The 16,880-nt window shown below is 53.9% G+C and carries 16 protein-coding genes; 15 read left to right on the top strand and 1 reads right to left on the bottom strand.

Annotation, left to right across the window (positions count from 1 at the left end):
* Positions 1–61: 61 nt before the first annotated feature.
* Together ACFSW5_RS23225 and ACFSW5_RS23220 are read left to right on the top strand one after the other, a co-directional pair.
* Entirely contained in the window at positions 62–727 is a 666-nt protein-coding gene (locus tag ACFSW5_RS23225) for a potassium channel family protein (RefSeq protein ID WP_379278673.1), read from the top strand.
* A gap of 6 nt (positions 728–733) precedes the next feature.
* Positions 734–1,522: a TrmH family RNA methyltransferase gene (locus ACFSW5_RS23220; protein ID WP_379278670.1), complete on the top strand. Its 789-nt coding sequence runs from the start codon at positions 734–736 to the stop codon at positions 1,520–1,522.
* 234 nt (positions 1,523–1,756) lie between these two features.
* On the opposite strand, the gene ACFSW5_RS23215 is transcribed toward ACFSW5_RS23220, so the two are convergent.
* Entirely contained in the window at positions 1,757–2,302 is a 546-nt protein-coding gene (locus ACFSW5_RS23215; RefSeq protein ID WP_379278666.1) for a TetR/AcrR family transcriptional regulator, read from the bottom strand.
* 204 nt (positions 2,303–2,506) lie between these two features.
* Here ACFSW5_RS23215 and ACFSW5_RS23210 point away from each other — a divergent pair, with 204 nt between their 5' ends.
* From ACFSW5_RS23210 to ACFSW5_RS23150, 13 genes are all read left to right on the top strand, one after another.
* Entirely contained in the window at positions 2,507–2,890 is a 384-nt protein-coding gene (locus ACFSW5_RS23210) for a DUF2255 family protein (RefSeq protein ID WP_379278664.1), read from the top strand.
* A gap of 63 nt (positions 2,891–2,953) precedes the next feature.
* The gene (locus ACFSW5_RS23205; protein WP_379278661.1) at positions 2,954–3,928 is read left to right on the top strand and encodes an aldo/keto reductase; all 975 of its coding nucleotides are present in this window, start codon (positions 2,954–2,956) and stop codon (positions 3,926–3,928) included.
* Between the two features lie 93 nt (positions 3,929–4,021).
* Positions 4,022–4,465, top strand: a complete 444-nt coding sequence (locus ACFSW5_RS23200; protein WP_379278659.1) for a cupin domain-containing protein — start codon at positions 4,022–4,024, stop codon at positions 4,463–4,465.
* 251 nt (positions 4,466–4,716) lie between these two features.
* Entirely contained in the window at positions 4,717–6,813 is a 2,097-nt protein-coding gene (locus tag ACFSW5_RS23195) for a choice-of-anchor I family protein (protein WP_379278657.1), read from the top strand.
* Between the two features lie 17 nt (positions 6,814–6,830).
* Positions 6,831–8,471 (top strand): S-layer homology domain-containing protein, encoded by a 1,641-nt coding sequence (locus ACFSW5_RS23190; RefSeq protein ID WP_379278655.1) that lies wholly within the window; start codon positions 6,831–6,833, stop codon positions 8,469–8,471.
* 322 nt (positions 8,472–8,793) lie between these two features.
* Positions 8,794–9,243, top strand: a complete 450-nt coding sequence (locus tag ACFSW5_RS23185) for an RDD family protein (RefSeq protein ID WP_379278652.1) — start codon at positions 8,794–8,796, stop codon at positions 9,241–9,243.
* A 418-nt stretch (positions 9,244–9,661) separates the two neighbouring features.
* Positions 9,662–10,825 carry a 3-dehydroquinate synthase family protein gene (locus tag ACFSW5_RS23180; protein WP_379278649.1) on the top strand — a complete coding sequence of 388 codons (1,164 nt, stop codon included), beginning with the start codon at positions 9,662–9,664 and terminating at the stop codon, positions 10,823–10,825.
* On the top strand, positions 10,809–11,639 hold the full coding sequence (locus ACFSW5_RS23175) for a sugar phosphate isomerase/epimerase family protein (protein WP_379278647.1): 831 nt from the start codon (positions 10,809–10,811) through the stop codon (positions 11,637–11,639). The genes ACFSW5_RS23180 and ACFSW5_RS23175 overlap by 17 nt, the downstream gene beginning before the upstream one ends.
* Entirely contained in the window at positions 11,636–12,508 is an 873-nt protein-coding gene (locus ACFSW5_RS23170) for a class I SAM-dependent methyltransferase (protein WP_379278643.1), read from the top strand. Before ACFSW5_RS23175 ends, ACFSW5_RS23170 begins: the two co-directional genes overlap by 4 nt.
* Positions 12,501–13,241, top strand: coding sequence for a 3-oxoacyl-ACP reductase FabG (fabG, locus tag ACFSW5_RS23165; RefSeq protein WP_379278640.1), 741 nt, complete (start codon positions 12,501–12,503; stop codon positions 13,239–13,241). The genes ACFSW5_RS23170 and fabG overlap by 8 nt, the downstream gene beginning before the upstream one ends.
* Positions 13,238–14,329 (top strand): BtrH N-terminal domain-containing protein, encoded by a 1,092-nt coding sequence (locus ACFSW5_RS23160; protein ID WP_379278638.1) that lies wholly within the window; start codon positions 13,238–13,240, stop codon positions 14,327–14,329. Before fabG ends, ACFSW5_RS23160 begins: the two co-directional genes overlap by 4 nt.
* Positions 14,326–15,513 (top strand): tyrosine decarboxylase MfnA, encoded by a 1,188-nt coding sequence (mfnA, locus tag ACFSW5_RS23155; protein ID WP_379278634.1) that lies wholly within the window; start codon positions 14,326–14,328, stop codon positions 15,511–15,513. The genes ACFSW5_RS23160 and mfnA overlap by 4 nt, the downstream gene beginning before the upstream one ends.
* Entirely contained in the window at positions 15,510–16,880 is a 1,371-nt protein-coding gene (locus ACFSW5_RS23150; protein ID WP_379278632.1) for a phenylacetate--CoA ligase family protein, read from the top strand. The genes mfnA and ACFSW5_RS23150 overlap by 4 nt, the downstream gene beginning before the upstream one ends.

Here is a 16,880-nt window from a genome sequence, read left to right as displayed (position 1 = left end):
CCGCGAGAAACTTCACATACAAGGAACGGACAATTTCGAAAAGCCGGGAGGAAATGCAACCATGGCCAAAAAACAGTTTGCCGTTATCGGAATGGGCCGGTTCGGGTCCAGCATCGCAAAAGAGTTGACGGGAATGGGCTACGAAGTGCTCGCCATCGATTCCGACGAGGACCGGATTCAGGAATTGTCGGAGGCCGTAACTCACGCGGTCGTAGCCGATTCGACGGACGAAGAGGCGATGCGCGCGCTTGGCATCCGCAATTTCGACGTCGCCGTCGTCGCGATCGGCACGGATATTCAGGCGAGCATTTTGTCTACGCTTATATTAAAAGATCTTGGCGTGGCTACGATCGTCGCCAAAGCGCAAACCGAGCTGCATGGCAAGGTGCTGTCCAAAATCGGAGCGGATCAGGTCATTCACCCGGAGCGGGATATGGGCCTCCGCGTCGCGCACCATCTCGTGTCGCCGAACATTCTCGACTATATCGAGCTGTCCGAGGACTACAGCATCGTCGATCTGAAAGCGCCGGCGCAAATGGTCGGCCGCAGCTTAAAGCAGCTGGACGTGCGCGCCAAATACAGATGCAACGTCATGGCGATCAAGACGGGCTCCAACATGAATATCGCCCCCTATGCGGACGATATTATCCGTGAAGGAGACACGCTTGTCATCGTCGGCAAAAACAGCGATTTATCCCAACTCGAACAAGCTTATTCGGAAGGTTAAACATTGATGAAACAGCCAATGATCATTACTTCGATACATAACGAGCGGGTGAAGCAATGGGCTTCTCTGCTGGACAAAAAATACCGCGACCGCACCGGGCAATTTCTGATTGAAGGGATTCATCTCGTCAAGGAGGCGCTGCTCGCCGGCGCTGCGATTCGCGCCATCGTCTACGACGCGGACAGGGGCGTGCCTCTCGAGCTGGAAAGCTTCGCCGGCCAAGGCGAATGGATTGCGGCTTCGCCGGCTGTAATGGCGAAATGCACGGGCACGGACTCGCCTCCGCCGGTGTTCGCCGCGGTGGACAAGCCGCAGCGTGACGATGCCGCATTGTTCGCGGAGAACAGCCTCGTCGTCGTATTGGACGGCGTCCGCGATCCGGGCAACGTCGGCACCATTATTCGCGGCGCCGACGCCGCGGGAGCGGACGCCGTCGTGCTGGGCAAAGGCTGCGTCGACCTGTACAATCCGAAGACGGTCCGCTCGACGATGGGCTCGTTGTTCCATTTGCCGGTCGTCGAAGCCGACCTTGCGGAGCTGCTGCCGCAAGCGAAGGCGCGCGGCATCAAGCTGGTCGGCACCAGCCTGCAGGCGCGGCATACGTGTTACTCCTACGATTGGAAGCAGCCGAGCTGGATGCTGTTCGGCAGCGAAAACGACGGGCTATCGCCTTCGTCGCTCGAAGCCGTGGACGAGGCGGTCATTATCCCGATGAAAGGGAAAGCCGAGTCGCTGAACGTCGCGATGGCCGCGACGGTGCTGCTGTACGAAGCGCTACGGCAGCGGGAGTTTTAAAGAAGGAAATAGCAACTTGTCAGTTATGACGTAATTTGAGACTGATTTTAAGATCGTTTAAGGCTATTTATACCCATCAAAGTGAAACTGCCAAATGACAGCGAATCCTTATCGTACATGGATTTGCTGCCATTTGGTTTTAATTAGGATGTTATCGTTATATCTAGACTAGGACAAAGAAGCCGGTCATTGCAGTCTCCTTCGGCGCGACTCTCTGTATGTTTATCGGTTAGGCTAAAAATTTCTATCCAACAATTTCCCTGTTTGTTCTGCAATGACACGCGGCGGCAAAGGCATGCCATTTCTGAACCACCATTCCACTGCACCAACGACAGCCGCCCCAAAAAATTGAAGAATAACATCTTCGTTTAGTCCTTGATTTTTTCCTTCGATTACATTCACTTCAACCTTGTACTCTTGGATGACTAAATCAAGGAATCGGCTGCGAAAATAAGCTGCGCTTTTCGTGTTAAGCATCGTTGAAAAGAACAAATGATTGTCCGCAAAGTATTCGAACCAGACATAATTCCCTTCTTGAAAAGTCATTTCAGACGCAGAATGGCAAAGCTCGCGGAGATTGCTTATGTGTTCTTCGATAATTTTATCAAGCAAGTCATATTTATCCATGTAGTGGAGATAAATTGTTCCTCGATTCACATTTGCCCTCTCGGAAATATCCCGGATTGTGATGTCCTCGAAGTTTTTTTCAGTCATCAGTTCAAGAATTGCTTTCTTGATTGCTTCTTGAGATTTAAGTACCCTTCTATCCAATTTAGTCATTCTAAAGTCACCCTTCTTAGATAATCGGCAATTATTGACGGTTTGTTGGTTAAGCGACACATCGCAAGGAATTGATTATTGTAAGTATGTTGATTCTGTTTAGAATTATAAACGTGAGTTGATTAAACAATCAATGTTCATTTCGTTTGTTAGTAGAAGTGTTGGACTTTATATCAATATCAAGTTGTAAGGAGGATGCAATTCATGGGCACATGGTCGAAAGAAGCACTGCGCAGGATCGCTGAAGCTGATGACCTTCACATTTCACCATTCCGTGAAGATGGAGTAACGTACGGCACTCCGACTTGGATTTGGTCCGTTGTGGTTGGCGACTCACTCTATGTACGCGCTTACTACGGGCACAATTCCCGTTGGTATCAGGCAGCAGTACGGCAGAGAGCGGGACGAATTACTGTCGCCGGCATGACGAAGGAGGTATCTTTCGAACCGATCGCCGGGCAGATGGACGACCTCATCGACGATGCTTACCGTGCGAAATACAAGGGAAGCCCTTACCTGAACTCGATGATCAGCACGCAAGCCCGCTCGGCGACAGTCAAAGTTGCGCCGCGCGAAACCAACGTCTGATGTACATCAATAAAGTCGCATGTTTGACCATTATTTTTAGGGAAAAAAGGGAGGAACTGCGAAATGGATTATACGAAGCTTGGGAATACTGGTTTGGATGTATCCCGGATTTGTCTGGGTTGTATGGGCTTCGGCGACGCTGCAAAAGGGCATCATCGCTGGGTGCTTGATGAAGCGCATGCTCGTCCCATCATAAAAAAAGCTTTGGAGCTTGGGATCAATTTTTTTGATACGGCTAATGTCTATGCTGAAGGAACGAGCGAGGAGATTGTTGGAAAGGTACTCAAGGATTATGCCAACCGGGATGAAGTCGTCATTGCGACTAAAGTTCACGGACGAATGCATCAAGGACCTAACGGAGCCGGACTTTCCCGCAAAGCGATCATGAGCGAAATCGACAAGAGCCTTAAAAGATTGAAAACGGACTACGTCGATTTGTATCAAATTCATCGTTGGGATTACAACACGCCCATCGAAGAGACGATGGAGGCACTTCATGACGTCGTTAAGGCTGGTAAGGCACGATACATCGGCGCTTCCGCCATGTGGGCATGGCAGTTCCAAAAGGCATTGCATGTAGCGGAGAAAAATGGCTGGACACGATTCGTTTCCATGCAAAATCATTTCAACCTTATTTACCGGGAAGAGGAACGGGAGATGCTGCCTCTTTGCAAGGAGGAAAAAATCGGAGTAATTCCTTATAGCCCGCTTGCAGGAGGAAGATTGGCGCGGGAGGCATCCACTCATCGTGCCGAAACCGATCAAATTGCAAAACAGAAATACGATGCCGCAGCGGACTTGGATCAATTGGTGGTCGACCGGGTTGCGAATCTTGCGGAAAAACATGGCGTTCGCCGCGTCCACATCGCACTTGCGTGGCTTTTGCACAAAGAACCGGTAACCGCCCCTATCGTTGGTGCAACAAAAATTTCCCAACTCGAAGATGCGATAGCATCCCTTTCCATTAAATTAGCGCCTGAAGAAATCGAGTTTTTGGAAGAACCGTATGTGCCGCACCAAGTGGTCGGGCATTTTTAACTTCTTACGGGTACAGTGCGCCTTCATGATTGAAAAAATGGCAGGACGCAGTCGTCGTTTATGGATGTTCCAGAGTTGTACGGAGGTATAGTTATGAACCGAATCGAAAAGAGCCAAAAGACGTACAAACAACTATTTGGCGATGGAGTGCCGGCGGCATATGCGACCGATCCCGAAAAAAATGATGCCTTTGCCCAATACTTTGTGGGGCAGAGTTATCTGAAAACATTAATTGCCGATCCTAAAGTGAATGTTGGTGTCGGGAATGTAACTTTTGAACCGGGATGCAGAAATAACTGGCACATTCATCGTGATGGATTTCAACTTTTATTAGTAACCGGCGGCGAAGGCTGGTATCAAGAAGAAGGAAAACCTGCTCAATTTTTAAAAGCCGGCGACGTTATTGTCACCCATGATGGAGTAAAACATTGGCATGGCGCTGCAAAGGACAGCTGGTTTGCACATATCGCAATTACCGCAGGTAAACCGGAATGGTTGGAACCGGTAACCGATGAGGAATATAACAAATTGAAATAACTTAAAGGATAAGATTTGCCCTGTTATACGGGGCTCGGCCTGTCGGCCTGTAGACAAAGCTCGGTCCGGAGAAGTTGTTTACAGGCTTATAGGCCTTCTTTTTATTCTGCCATTCTCCCCTCTTCTTCAAGCGATCGCGCTTGCCGCCCTGCCGCCCGTTGAGACAAGTTTAACGCTCCGCTTACACTCCATTAATAATCCAAAAGTACTATTAAGATAGTAACTATTCTATTTATATTGGAGGAGCAGAAGTGAAGCTTTGGAGAACATTGACCGGGATATCCGCACTGGCGGTGGCCGCCGTGAATTTTGCCCTGCCGGTCAGCGCGAATGCGCCGGAGGCAACCGGAGAACTCGAGTTTCGTAAGATTGCGGGATACAGTACCGGCGCGGGACTTGAAGAAGCCGGAGCGGAAATCGTACAGTACGATGCGGCAAGCCAAAAAGTTTATTTGATCAACGGCGCTGCGAGCTCGCTCGAAATCGTCGATCTTTCGGCCCTCGAAACCGGCGTTGCCGATCAAGCGCTGAACGTTGACGCCAGCGCCAAAATTGCGATCCCCGCCCTTAGCCCCGAGGACCGTCCGGATTTGTTCGGCGACGTGACCAGCGTCGCCGTGCATCCGACCGAGGACTTGATCGCGGTCGCCGTGCCGAATTCCGTGAAGACGGACAACGGCAGCGTCGTTTTCTTTACGAAAGACGGAGCATACATAGATTATGTCGAAGTTGGCGCTCTGCCGGACATGATTACCGTAACCCCCGACGGGACCCAATTTCTCGTCGCCAACGAAGGCGAGCCGAACGACGACTACTCGATCGATCCGGAAGGCTCCGTTTCGATTATCGGCATTGCGAAAACCGACGGGAAGTACAGCTTCGATGTCACGACGGCGGACTTCGCGGACGAGTCTCTCCCGATCGACGACAATGTGCGCTACGGCTCGCTGAAAACCGGCTATGTCGAAGAGCCGACGCCGGAGCAATGGGCGGCCGATTTCGAGCCGGAATATATCGTCGTCGCCGAAGACAGCCAAACCGCTTACGTAGCTTTGCAAGAAAGCAACGCCATCGCCACGCTCGATCTGGAGACGATGAAGTTCACCAAAGTATCGGGCCTCGGCTATAAAAATTACATGCTGCCGGATAATGCACTCGATCCGTCGGACCGTGACCCGGAGGACGATCCGCAAATCAACATTCAATCCGGTTACCCGGTCCTCGGCGCTTATATGCCGGACGGAATGGCGCTGAAAACGATAGGCGGAAAGACGTATCTGTTTACGGCAAACGAAGGCGACAGCCGCGATTGGGGCGTTACGGACGAATATCGCTTTAAGGACATTATGACGGAGGATGGTCCGGAAGAGGGGTACGCGGTTCATTTGGACGCCAAATACTATCCGGGCACCAGCCAGGAAGAGCTTGATGCGCTTAACCTTGGAGAGCTTTCGGAAGACGAATATTTGGGCCGGCTGAAGATCATCGGCTCCGTGTCCGATGCGGTTTACAAGGACGAGGCCGAGGACGTTCACTATTTCGGCGCTCTCTATACGTACGGCGGCCGTTCATTCTCGATTTGGGACGCCGAGACGGGGCGGCAAGTGTACGACAGCGGGGACGACTTCGAGCGGATCGCGGCCGCAGAGCTGCCTGAGCTTTTTAACAGCGACCATGCCTCGAACGCCAAGGACGACCGAAGCGACGACAAAGGTCCGGAACCGGAATACGTCGAAATCGGCGTCGTCGGGGACGAAACTTACGCGTTTGTCGGCTTGGAACGCCAAAGCGCCCTGATGGTTTACAACGTTTCGAACCCGGACAACCCGCAATTCGTAACCTTCGTCAATATGAGGGATGTGGGTGAAAGCGGAGCGGGCGATCTCGGTCCGGAAGGGCTTGACTTTATCCCAGCGGCGAACAGCCCGACCGGTAAGCCGCTGTTGTTGACGGGCAACGAAGTTTCGGGCACGCTGGCCGTTTTCGAAATTTCGGAGCTTGCCGACCGAAAGCCTTTTGCCTTGAACGCCGTGGCGGACGATACCACCTATACCGTCTCGAATGAAGACGGAAAAGTCGCGATGACGGTCAAGGCCGGAGTTACCGGCTGGAAAACGTTCGGCGCGACCGTTACGGCGGATTTGGGACACGAGGGCAGCGAAACCGTATTGTTTAAGCATAGCCGCGGCAACCAGCAGCTGGGCCTTAGCGCCGTTCGGGCGGATTTCGATTCCGCGCCGCTTGAAGTGCAAGCCCAGTTTAACGTGAAGGCCGGCGATACCGTTGAAATATACGTCGTCGACGGTCTCTCCAACGATCCAGATCAACAGCCGATTGTGCTGCAATAAAGATAGGAGCACAGCATATGACCAATAAATGGAAATGCCTCATGTTGAGCGCGGCTTTGTTGACGGCGTCCGTTCCGGCGGCGGCGTTCGCGATACCCGCCAATACGGTTTCGGCAGCCGCTCCCGCAATCGCGGTCGACCGGACGAGCGTAACGCCGGGAAGCCCGGTCGCCGTTACGGGAACGTACGACGCGTCGTCCTGGATTTCGCTCCGGGCGGTTGATGCCGCCGGCAATCTCGTCGTTTTTGACGCAACGCGGACGAATGAGCAAGGGGAATACCGGTTTACGTTCGACGTCCCGTTCGACACGGCTCCCGGAACGTTGGTCTTATACGCCGGTTCGGGCGACGATGTGGCGAATGCCTCGGTTCAAGTACGAAGCTATTCGGGCAGCAACGATGACGACGACGACGATGACGACGGCAACGACAGCGGATCCGGCGCTTCGCAAGGAAACGTTCCTTCGGGAACCGGCGAAGGAAGCATCACGTACCGGGCGACCGCGGCGGATAACGCCGACGGACGCGCTCAAGCCTCCGTCGTTATCGATGAGCAGGAGGTTCGAAGCGCATTGGCGGACAACGCCGGCATCCTGAAGATCCGCATCGAGGCGGACAACGCCGAGGTCTTCCAATCGACCTTGCAGTCGGAGGCGGTACGGCTGCTGCTCGAAACGAACCATAACATGGTTGTGCAAATCGTCACTTCGCTTGGAACTTATACGCTCCCGTTATCCGCTCCCGAAGAAGAAGATTTCGCCGACGCGGACTTGCGCATCACGATCGGAAAAGCGACTGCGGATCAGGCGGACGCCGTCCGCGATTGGGCCGATGCCAACGGAGCCGAGCTTATATCCGACGTTATCGACTTTCAAGCGGAAGCCGTCACCGGCGGGTCCGGCGCTCCGATCGATTTCGGAAACAACTACGTGGAGCGGTCGATTCCTTTATCCGGACAGGTGAATCCCGATCGCGCGGCCGGGGTCCGTTTCGATGAAACGAAGCGCGCTTTGGCGTTCGTCCCCGCCTTGTTCGGCTACGCGGCCGCCACGCTGAAAAGCACCGGCAACAGCTTGTATGCCGTCATCGAAAGCGACAAATCGTTCGAGGACGTTCCCGCGGGCTTCTGGGGCGAGGCGGACATCGAACAGCTTGCGTCGAAGCTCGTTCTGAATGGCTTAACCGAGGATACGTTTGGCCCGAACGAAACGTTGACCCGTGCGCAGTTCGCCGCGATGATCGTTCGCGGGCTCGGTTTGCAAGAACGAGGAACCGCTCCGTTCAGCGATGTGACGGCTGGCGAATGGTATGCCGGCGCAGTCGGAGCCGCTTATGAAGCGGGGATCGTTTCCGGGTACGAAGACGGCACGTTCCGGCCGAATGAGCGCATCACCCGGCAGGAGCTGGCGGTTCTTATCGACAACGCCGTAAGCTTTGCGAGCGGCGGCGAGACCGAGAATGCGGCAGGCGCGCCGGAGCGGTTCCGCGATCAAGAGGCAATCTCGCCTTGGGCTCGGACGGCTGTAGCGAACGTTGCGGAAGCGGGGATTTCCGAAGGGAGAAACGGCGGATATTTCGATCCGGCGGCGAATTCCACCCGCGCCGAAGCGGCCGCCATGCTGAAACGCTTGCTGGTACATGTCGGGTTTATCGATTAAAGAAACCTTTATGCTGCGACCGATACCGTTATCGATTCGCCGAACCGGGGTTGGAGCGATAATCGCGGGATCGGCGGACAGTCTGGCGGCAAAGGCCTCAAAAGGGACTCAAACAGGATTCAAACAGGGAAGCACGTAACAGCCCCGAATCAGCCGAAAATTTAGTCCGGGATGCTTGCGTGCTTCTATAACAGCCGCTCGTTTCCGAAAGGGTACTTGTCACGAGACTCGTGATTCAGGTACCCTTTCGGCTTTTAAAAAGACAACCCTAACGATTGGCCGCCAGCAATTCGGGTAATAGGACCGGGATGCCGTGCATAAGATGGTTAAAGCTCACCCAAACAACTTGAAGAAGGGAAGAGGGACACTCTTGAACGGAAAAGACCCTGCCGGCTTTTGGATTCGATTCGGAGCATTGATCCTTGACGGAGTGATCATAGGCATACCGCTCGCCCAAATCTCATATGCGATCACCGGGAAAGCGGACGGGTATTTCACCGATATTGTTTCATTTTTGTACGGATTGCTCATCCCTGTCTTCTGGAACGGTTATACGGTCGGCAAACGGATTTGCGGTATTCGCATCGTGAAGATACGAGACGGAATGCCGCCGAGTATCGGGACGATGCTGCTGCGCAATCTGGCGGCGGGTTTATTGTACGCGCTAACTTTCGGGATCGCCCTGATCGTAAGTGCAATAATGGTCGGTGTCCGCGAGGATAAACGGTCGATTCATGATTTTATAGCCGGCACGGTAGTCGTACGCGATTGAAGCGAAAGGATATAAGCCCGGGATATAAACGGCGCAACGCGTTTATTCCCCGGGCTTTTTTATTTATTCGTTCGATTCCGGAGGAGCGGCAGCGTTCGCTGATGCGGATTTAGCCGTCGATTCGCGAGTCTAGCAAAAAAACGGAATCGAAAGTGGAAGATTTGTGGAAATTATGGTAGAATAATCAACGAGAAATATTTACTATGATGGAAGGAAGGTGGTTGAATGAGATTAATTGGATTCAATAGGAGGAAGTTTCCTTGCCGCACCCCTCTGCAAGCTGCTCCATTCCAACAAGCGATTGGGAACAAGCTTGCTATCACAACTTTTTTAATCGTTCTTCAACGGATGCAACCTGATTGGTAAACCGGCTTTCATTATCGTATTACGCGACCATCTATGAAAGGGGTTATTCCTTTTGTCAGTAAGCCATGTTGCAAGAAAAGATCTCCTCACGCTATCGACCGAATTGTCGGAAAGCTCACCCTATTATTACGGAATGGATATAACGGAACGGTTCGCAGATGTGTTAAAACAATATCCTTTCGACAAAATTTTCTTCGTGACGGCCGAACCGCTGTTCCGCTTGTATGGCGAAGAATTTGTCCGAATATTCAATCAAGAACGCATTCCATATGATGTTCTCGCCATAGGAGACCGGGAAGAGGACAAATGCTTCCGGTCGCTGGAGGAATTATGCGACAGCCTCGTAGAACGGGGAGTTACGAAAGGCTCGATTATCGTTTCTTTCGGCGGAGGTTGCCTGGGCAACATCGTTGGGCTGGCCGCAAGCCTCATATACCGGGGAGTCCGTTATGTGGAGATTCCGACAACTTTAATGGGGATTACGGACAGCACATTAAGCAACAAGCAAGCGGTAAACGGCAAATTCGGCAAAAATCATTTCGGAACGTATTATCGTCCGCTGTTTATATGGTCGGATATTAAATATTTGCAGACGGAGAAGCTGATCAATACGAAAGCGGCTATCGTAGAAGGAATCAAGAACGGGTTCATCTCCGACGGCAGCCTGCTGGACTATTTGGATTCCGAGCTGCAGAGCGAACGCGAGGCTTTTACCCTTGACGAATTGTACGATCTCGCCTTGAACATCATTCAGTCGAAGCTGAACATTCTCCGCCGGGACCCGACGGAGAAATCGTACGCGATGATTCTGGAATACGGCCATACGTTCGGACATGCCATCGAATGGCTGACCAAAGGAGCCGTTATTCACGGCTTGGCGGTAGCGAAGGGGATGTGCATTGCGGCTGAGTTATCCCGTCATCTTGGCATGCTGCCGGAGGAAGGGGTAGAGAAGCACTACCATTTGCTCGGAAGAAGGCTTGGCCTCGACTTGTCGATTCCGAAGGGCATCACCCCGCGCGATATTTTAAACGTCATCCATTCCGACAATAAGAAAGGAGCTTCCGGAATCAAATATATTTTGCTCGAGGAGATCGGAGCTTGTTCCAATCCGGACGGCGACTACCAAGTGTTCGTCGACCCTGAGACGGTCGAGCAAGTGCTGGGCGAGTATATGACCAAAAACGGGGGGATCCGTAATGAAGCTTTGCTATAATTCCAACGGTTTGCGCAACGTGGGCGTGCTGGACGCGGTCAAGCAAATTAAAGCCTATGGCTATGACGGCGTGGAGTTGTCGTTCCACGATAATCATGTACACCCGTTGAAAACAAGCCTGGACGAATTTCGCTCGGTAAAGGAATGCTGCGGCGAGATCGGACTTGAAATCGCATGCCTCGCCACGGGAGCCGAAGGCTTGCTTGGCGGCGAACCATACGAGCCTTCCCTTATTCATCCGGATGCAAAGGAAAGGCAAAGAAGAATCGATGTTCTGAAACGTTCCGTCGAAATCGCCAACCTGCTCGATATACCGGTCATGAATTTGGCAAGCGGCAAGCTAAAGCCCGAAGTCGAGCGGGAACGCGCTTACGAGTATCTGCTGACCGGCATCGGCGAACTGACGAAGGAGACCGGCGACGCCGTGCTCGCGGTCGAGCCGGAACCGGATTTTTTCATCGGCACCTCGCGCGAAGCGGTACGGCTTATCCGCGATATCGATCATCCGCGCTTTATGCTCAATTTGGATATCGGGCATGTGTACTGCTGCGAAGACGACTTTATCGAAGCGATTCAAGACGCTGTGCCGTATACGCGGCATATTCATATCGAAGATATTAAAAACCGCATTCATTATCACGAAATTCCCGGGCAAGGAGATATCGATTTCGAGCAAGTATTCTCGGCGATCGGCGATTACAAGCATTATATCAGCATCGAACTGTATCATCATGCCGACGTATCCGACCGGGCGCTGGAAGAAAGCCGCAGCTATCTCCTTCGTTTCCTAAGCGGACAAGCGGTTCGGCAATGATGAGGACGGTCGACTACGATTCCTTGGCGAACCGTTATGAAGCGATGAATTCGCCGCTTTACCGGTACTTGGCCGAGGAAACGGTTCGCAGCGTCCGCCGCCGCGTTCCGGCGGGCATAGCCGATATTTTGGATTTATGCTGCGGAACCGGAATTTTGACCTTTGCTTTGGCAAGGGAGTATCCGAACTCGGCTATTGTGGCGGTTGATGCGTCGAAAAACATGCTGGATGCGGCCTCTAGCAAAGCGACTCCGGCAGACCGAATCCGGTTCGTTCGAGACGACGCGAATACGTTGGCCGCGGCTGCCGGCCCCTACGATCTGATTGCGTGCAACTACGGTCTGCAATGGTTGTCTCCGTCCGTCGTTGACACGTTGCGAGCGCGCCTTCGGGAAGGCGGTTATATTGCCGCCGCTTTGCCCAGCCACGGCGAACCGCATCGTTCCGATGCGGGCGCGGCGACAAGGGCGGGCAACAAGCTGCTCGATTGCGTCTGCCGAGTAGCTCCCGCATACGAAGCGGAATTAGAGCGAGGCATCGTGAAGCCGGTTATCGATCTGTGGCGGAGGTTCCGAACCGTCAAGCAATGGATCGAAAGGTTTGAGCAGCATGGCATTCATGTCGTTGAACAACGTACGCTAACGCGCGTATTTTCATATGCTTCACCGGAAGAACTGCTTCACAGCGCCATTTCCCGAGGCGTGTTCGGCAACTGCCTGGACGGCTTGCCGGACGACTTTTACCGGGATGTGGCCGAAGAGCTGGCGGCGCTTTACCGGAAGTACGGCAATTTGGAGGAGGAGAACGTTTCAACGTTTTTGGTTTTACGATATTCCGGTACCACGTGTGGAGATGAATCGGATGTTTGACAACAAAGTCGTTGTCGTTACGGGGGCTTCCCGAGGCATCGGGAGAGCGATCGCTTTGGAGTTTGCCCGCCGGCGGGCATGGGTCGCGGTCAACTACAACCGGAGCGAAGCGGCAGGGCGAAGCGTATTCGAAGAGGTGTCGGAGTTGACCGATCAAGCTTTGTTATGCCGGGCCGACGTGTCCCGCGCCGACGAGGTCGGCCGGATGTTCGACGAGGTGCTGAGCCGCTGGGGAAGGATCGACGTTCTCATTAACAATGCGGGCATTAACAACGACAAGCTCTTCTTCAACAGCAAACCGGAAGATTGGGAAGCGAACCTGCAAGTCAATCTCGTCGGCGCCATGAATTGCTGTCATCGCGCGATAAGGCCGATGATGCGGCAGAAGCGGGGCAAGATCATTAACGTTTCTTCGGTCAGCGCTTATGCCGGCGGGATCGGCCAGAGCTATTACGCAGCCGCCAAATCGGGCTTGGTCGCCTTTTCCAAAGTATTGGCCAAAGAGGTCGGGAAATGGAATATTCAAGTGAATTGTATCGTTCCCGGTCTTATCGCAACGGATATGACGGAGAGCCTGATCGAGAACTCCCTGGACGGCGAGCTCGCGAAGATCCCGCTCAGCCGCGCCGGGAAGCCGGAGGATGTCGCCCATGCGGCGATGTTTCTCGCCGGCGAAGGGGCCGACTATATGACGGGGGCGGTTATACCGGTCGATGGAGGAATGCTTGCATGAGGGCGTTTCTCGAGCGCTATTCGCATTCGCCCGGCTTCCACTGCATCTCTTCCGCAGCCCGTAACTATTTGAACTATTGCGGAATTGCCCTATCCGAATGTGCGGCTTTCGGGCTCGATGCATGTCTCGGATTCTATTACGAGAAGCATGATGTCCGGGAGAAGATGCCGCCTGTTCATACGGGAGGCCGGTCGGTTATTTGTTTCCGCAATATGTGCCGCACGCTCCGTCTGCCCCATGAGCGGATCGCAACGAAGGATACCGCTGCGGCATGGGAACAAGCGAAGCGGCTGCTTGCGGTAGAGGGCAAGCCGGTCATCGCCGAGGTGAGCTTGGCGCATCTGCCCTATTGGCGGAAAGCGACTAGGGCGAATCCGTTCCACTTGGTCATTGTAGCCGGCTACGACGATGAAGAGGAGCGGGTGTGGCTTGGAGACGTGAACGAACCGGCCATCGACCGGGAGCGACTGGACAGCCGCCTGCACGAAACGGCGCTGTCCGCCTTTCTGGACGCGAGAAGCAAGCCTTACCATTGGGGCGAAATCGAGAACGCCTGGCATAAGATCGACATTCCGGCCCGGTACGAGCTGGATCTGAAGGGGGCTTTTGCCGCGGCTATCCGTTTAAACGCCGACAACTATTTGGACGACCGGGAGCAGTGCGGCGTGAAGGCCTTTGCGCAATTTCTGGGCGAGCTTGCGGACTGGCCCGACATCATTCCGTCCACAATGCGCGACGAAGCGACCGGGAAGAAGGCGCTGCCGCTTCGAACCCAGCTGTATTATACGGGAATGATGCTCGGAAAGGTCGGCAACGGAGGCGGCAACTTCCGGTATTTATACGCCGGCTTCATCCGGGAGGCGGCCAGCCTTTACGGGGATGACGCTTCCCTTCATGACGCCGGAGAACGGTTTCGTCAATCCGCTTGCATATGGGCGGAAGCGGGGAAGCAATTCGAAAAGCTGAGCATTGCGGGCGAGGGCGAAATAAGCGCAGGATTAAAGCGAATACGGGCTTTGCTGCAACAGTGCTTCGACACGGAGCAGCGGGCCTTCGAGAAACTGAGAGCATGGAGTTCGATAAGATGAGAGAACACGGATTGGACAAGGACTCGGTCTTGCAAAACATTGAAGATCATCTGGCTAAAGATGCAGCTTGGAATAAAGTGCTCAATTCGATCTGTACCGAGCCGCTTGCGATCGGCAAGGAAGCTTTTATCCGAAGCATAGATACCAATCTGGGCGACGTTCGCATCTTCCGGGGGAGCAGCGAGCTGGAGCATAAAGCGGTTCGGCTTCTCGCTTCTTTGCTGGGCGGCGGCGACAGTCCGGGAAATATCGTGTCCGGAGGAACGGAAGCGAATGTCCTCGCCCTGCTTGCGGCAAAGAAGAGGAGGCCGGACATCGCAAGCCCGGAAATTATTATTCCCGAAACGGCGCATTTCTCTTTGTTCAAAGCCATTCATCTCATGGGCCTTCAGTATCGGATCGCCAAGGTCGATTCGCGGTTTAAAGCCGACCCTGCCTCGATTGAGGCGCTTATAAACGATAATACCGTCGCGATCCTGGCTACGGCGGGAACGAGCGAGCTCGGAAGCGTCGATCCGATCGAAGCCATTGCCCAGGTGGCGCTGCGCCATCGCGTTTACCTCCATGTGGACGCGGCGACGGGCGGTTTCATTATCCCGTTTGCCCGCAAGCTCGGAATGGATTTGCCGGCCTTCGATTTTACCCTGGAAGGGGTATGCTCGATTACCGTCGATCCGCATAAATACGGGTTGGCGCCGATTCCGGCCGGCGGCATTTTGTTCCGGGACCGGCACATTCAGCAGTTGGTGTCGGTAGATTCCTATTTTATGGGGATTCCCGGGCATATGACGATGCTGGGCACGCGAAACGGAGCCGGAGCGGCCGCCGCTTATGCGGTCATGGAGCATTTGGGATTGTCCGGCTATATGGAAATTACGGAAAGAAATTTCGAATTGACTCGCTATTTGGTTCGGCAGTTAAAGGACAGAGGGTTGCGTTTGCCGCTTGAGCCGGAGCTGAACATCGTCCTCTTCGAGATGGACGGCGCCGCGCAATTTCTCCGTTATTGCGAAGAACGGGGCTGGATCGTCTCCGTGTCCAAACGATTTCCGGACGCCGTCCGGATCGTCATTCAGCGCCATGTGACCCATGGCATGATCAACCAATTCCTGTCTCTCCTGGATCGGTTCGTCGAGGACCGCAAATCCGCGGGAGCAGCCGCGAAAGGAGTACCGAGTTCATGAACGTGATCAGTACCGATGCGAAGCTCGATGCTTTGAAGCAAGTGCCGCAGTATAAGCTGCAGGCCATATCCAGACTGGAAAAGCTGCTTGCCATGAGCGGGGAGGAGAAGCGGCGCGAGATCGAGCGGAAATTGGCGGAACAGTTAAAGTATGCGTTTCGCAACTCCGAATACTACAGGCAGCATTTCGGCGAGGCGGGCATAACCTCGGAAGAGCAGCTGTCGCCGGACCGCTTTCGCGATCTTCCGTTCATAACCAAAGCCGATATCCGCAACGCTTATCCGTGGAAGCTGCTTGCCGGAAGCATGGCGGACGTCGGCCGTTACGCGGAGAGCACCGGAACGACGGGAACGCCGACTTCCGCTTATTTCTCCCGGAACGATTGGCTCGAGAATAACGTGTTCGTCGGCTACCGGCTGCTCGACATGTTCACCCCGGACGACGTTGTCGTCATTGCGGCTCCGTACGAGCTGTCGATTCCGGCGCAGGACTTGGAGCGGATCTTCGAGATGATCGGGCCGACGACCATCGCCTGCGGGGTGTTAAACGAGGTGTGCAACTGGGACCGGCTGCTGCATATTATCGAGCATGTGAAACCGACCGCGCTCGTCTGCTCGGCCACCCGTGCATTGCTCATTGCCGAGACGGCCGTCCAGATGGGCCTCGATCCGGTCAAGGACTTGTCGATCCGGAAAATATTAAATATCGGCGAAACGGCCAACCAGCCGAAGTCCAAAAAAATATCCGAGGTATGGGGAGCCGAGGTTTATAACGCTTACGGGATGACGGAATCGTGCGCGATGGGAATTTCATGCAAGCACGGGCATATTCATTTGATTCAGGAGCGGTATTATTTCGAAGTGATCGATCCGGTTACGAAGCAGCCGCTTCCGCAAGGCGAGGTCGGGGAACTCGTCATTACGTCGTTATCCAACCAATCGATGCCTCTGATCCGTTACCGGACGAACGATCTGGTGTGCATTTCGGAAAGCGGCTGCCCATGCGGCGACCGCGCGCCGATCCTCGAGCATTACGGGCGGATCGGGGAAGAAATCCGGTTCGAGAAAGAGCAAGTCGCGATTTCGTATCCGAAGCTGGAAGAGAAAATATTGAAGTGCGAGAGCTACGACAAGTTCTTTAAGGTCGAGCTGGATGCGGAAAGCTTCGAAATTATCGCCGATCTGAAGCCGGGATATACCATCGACCAGTTCCGCGATGAGATGAAAGAGCAGCTGCCGCTCTCCATTCATCACCGGTTTACGGCTAGAACGTTTACGCCGTACGAGCGGGCCCGGTTGCTCGACGGCTTGAAGAACAGCTTAAAGCCGTTCGGCAAGCTTTTTAGCCAAAGAACCGTTCAAGCCTAA

The organism is Paenibacillus thailandensis (genome assembly GCF_042685365.1).
Lineage (GTDB): Bacteria > Bacillota > Bacilli > Paenibacillales > Paenibacillaceae > Paenibacillus_AP > Paenibacillus_AP thailandensis.
The sequence above is the reverse complement of the archived record's forward strand: the minus strand, read 5'-3'. Positions and strand labels throughout refer to the sequence as shown.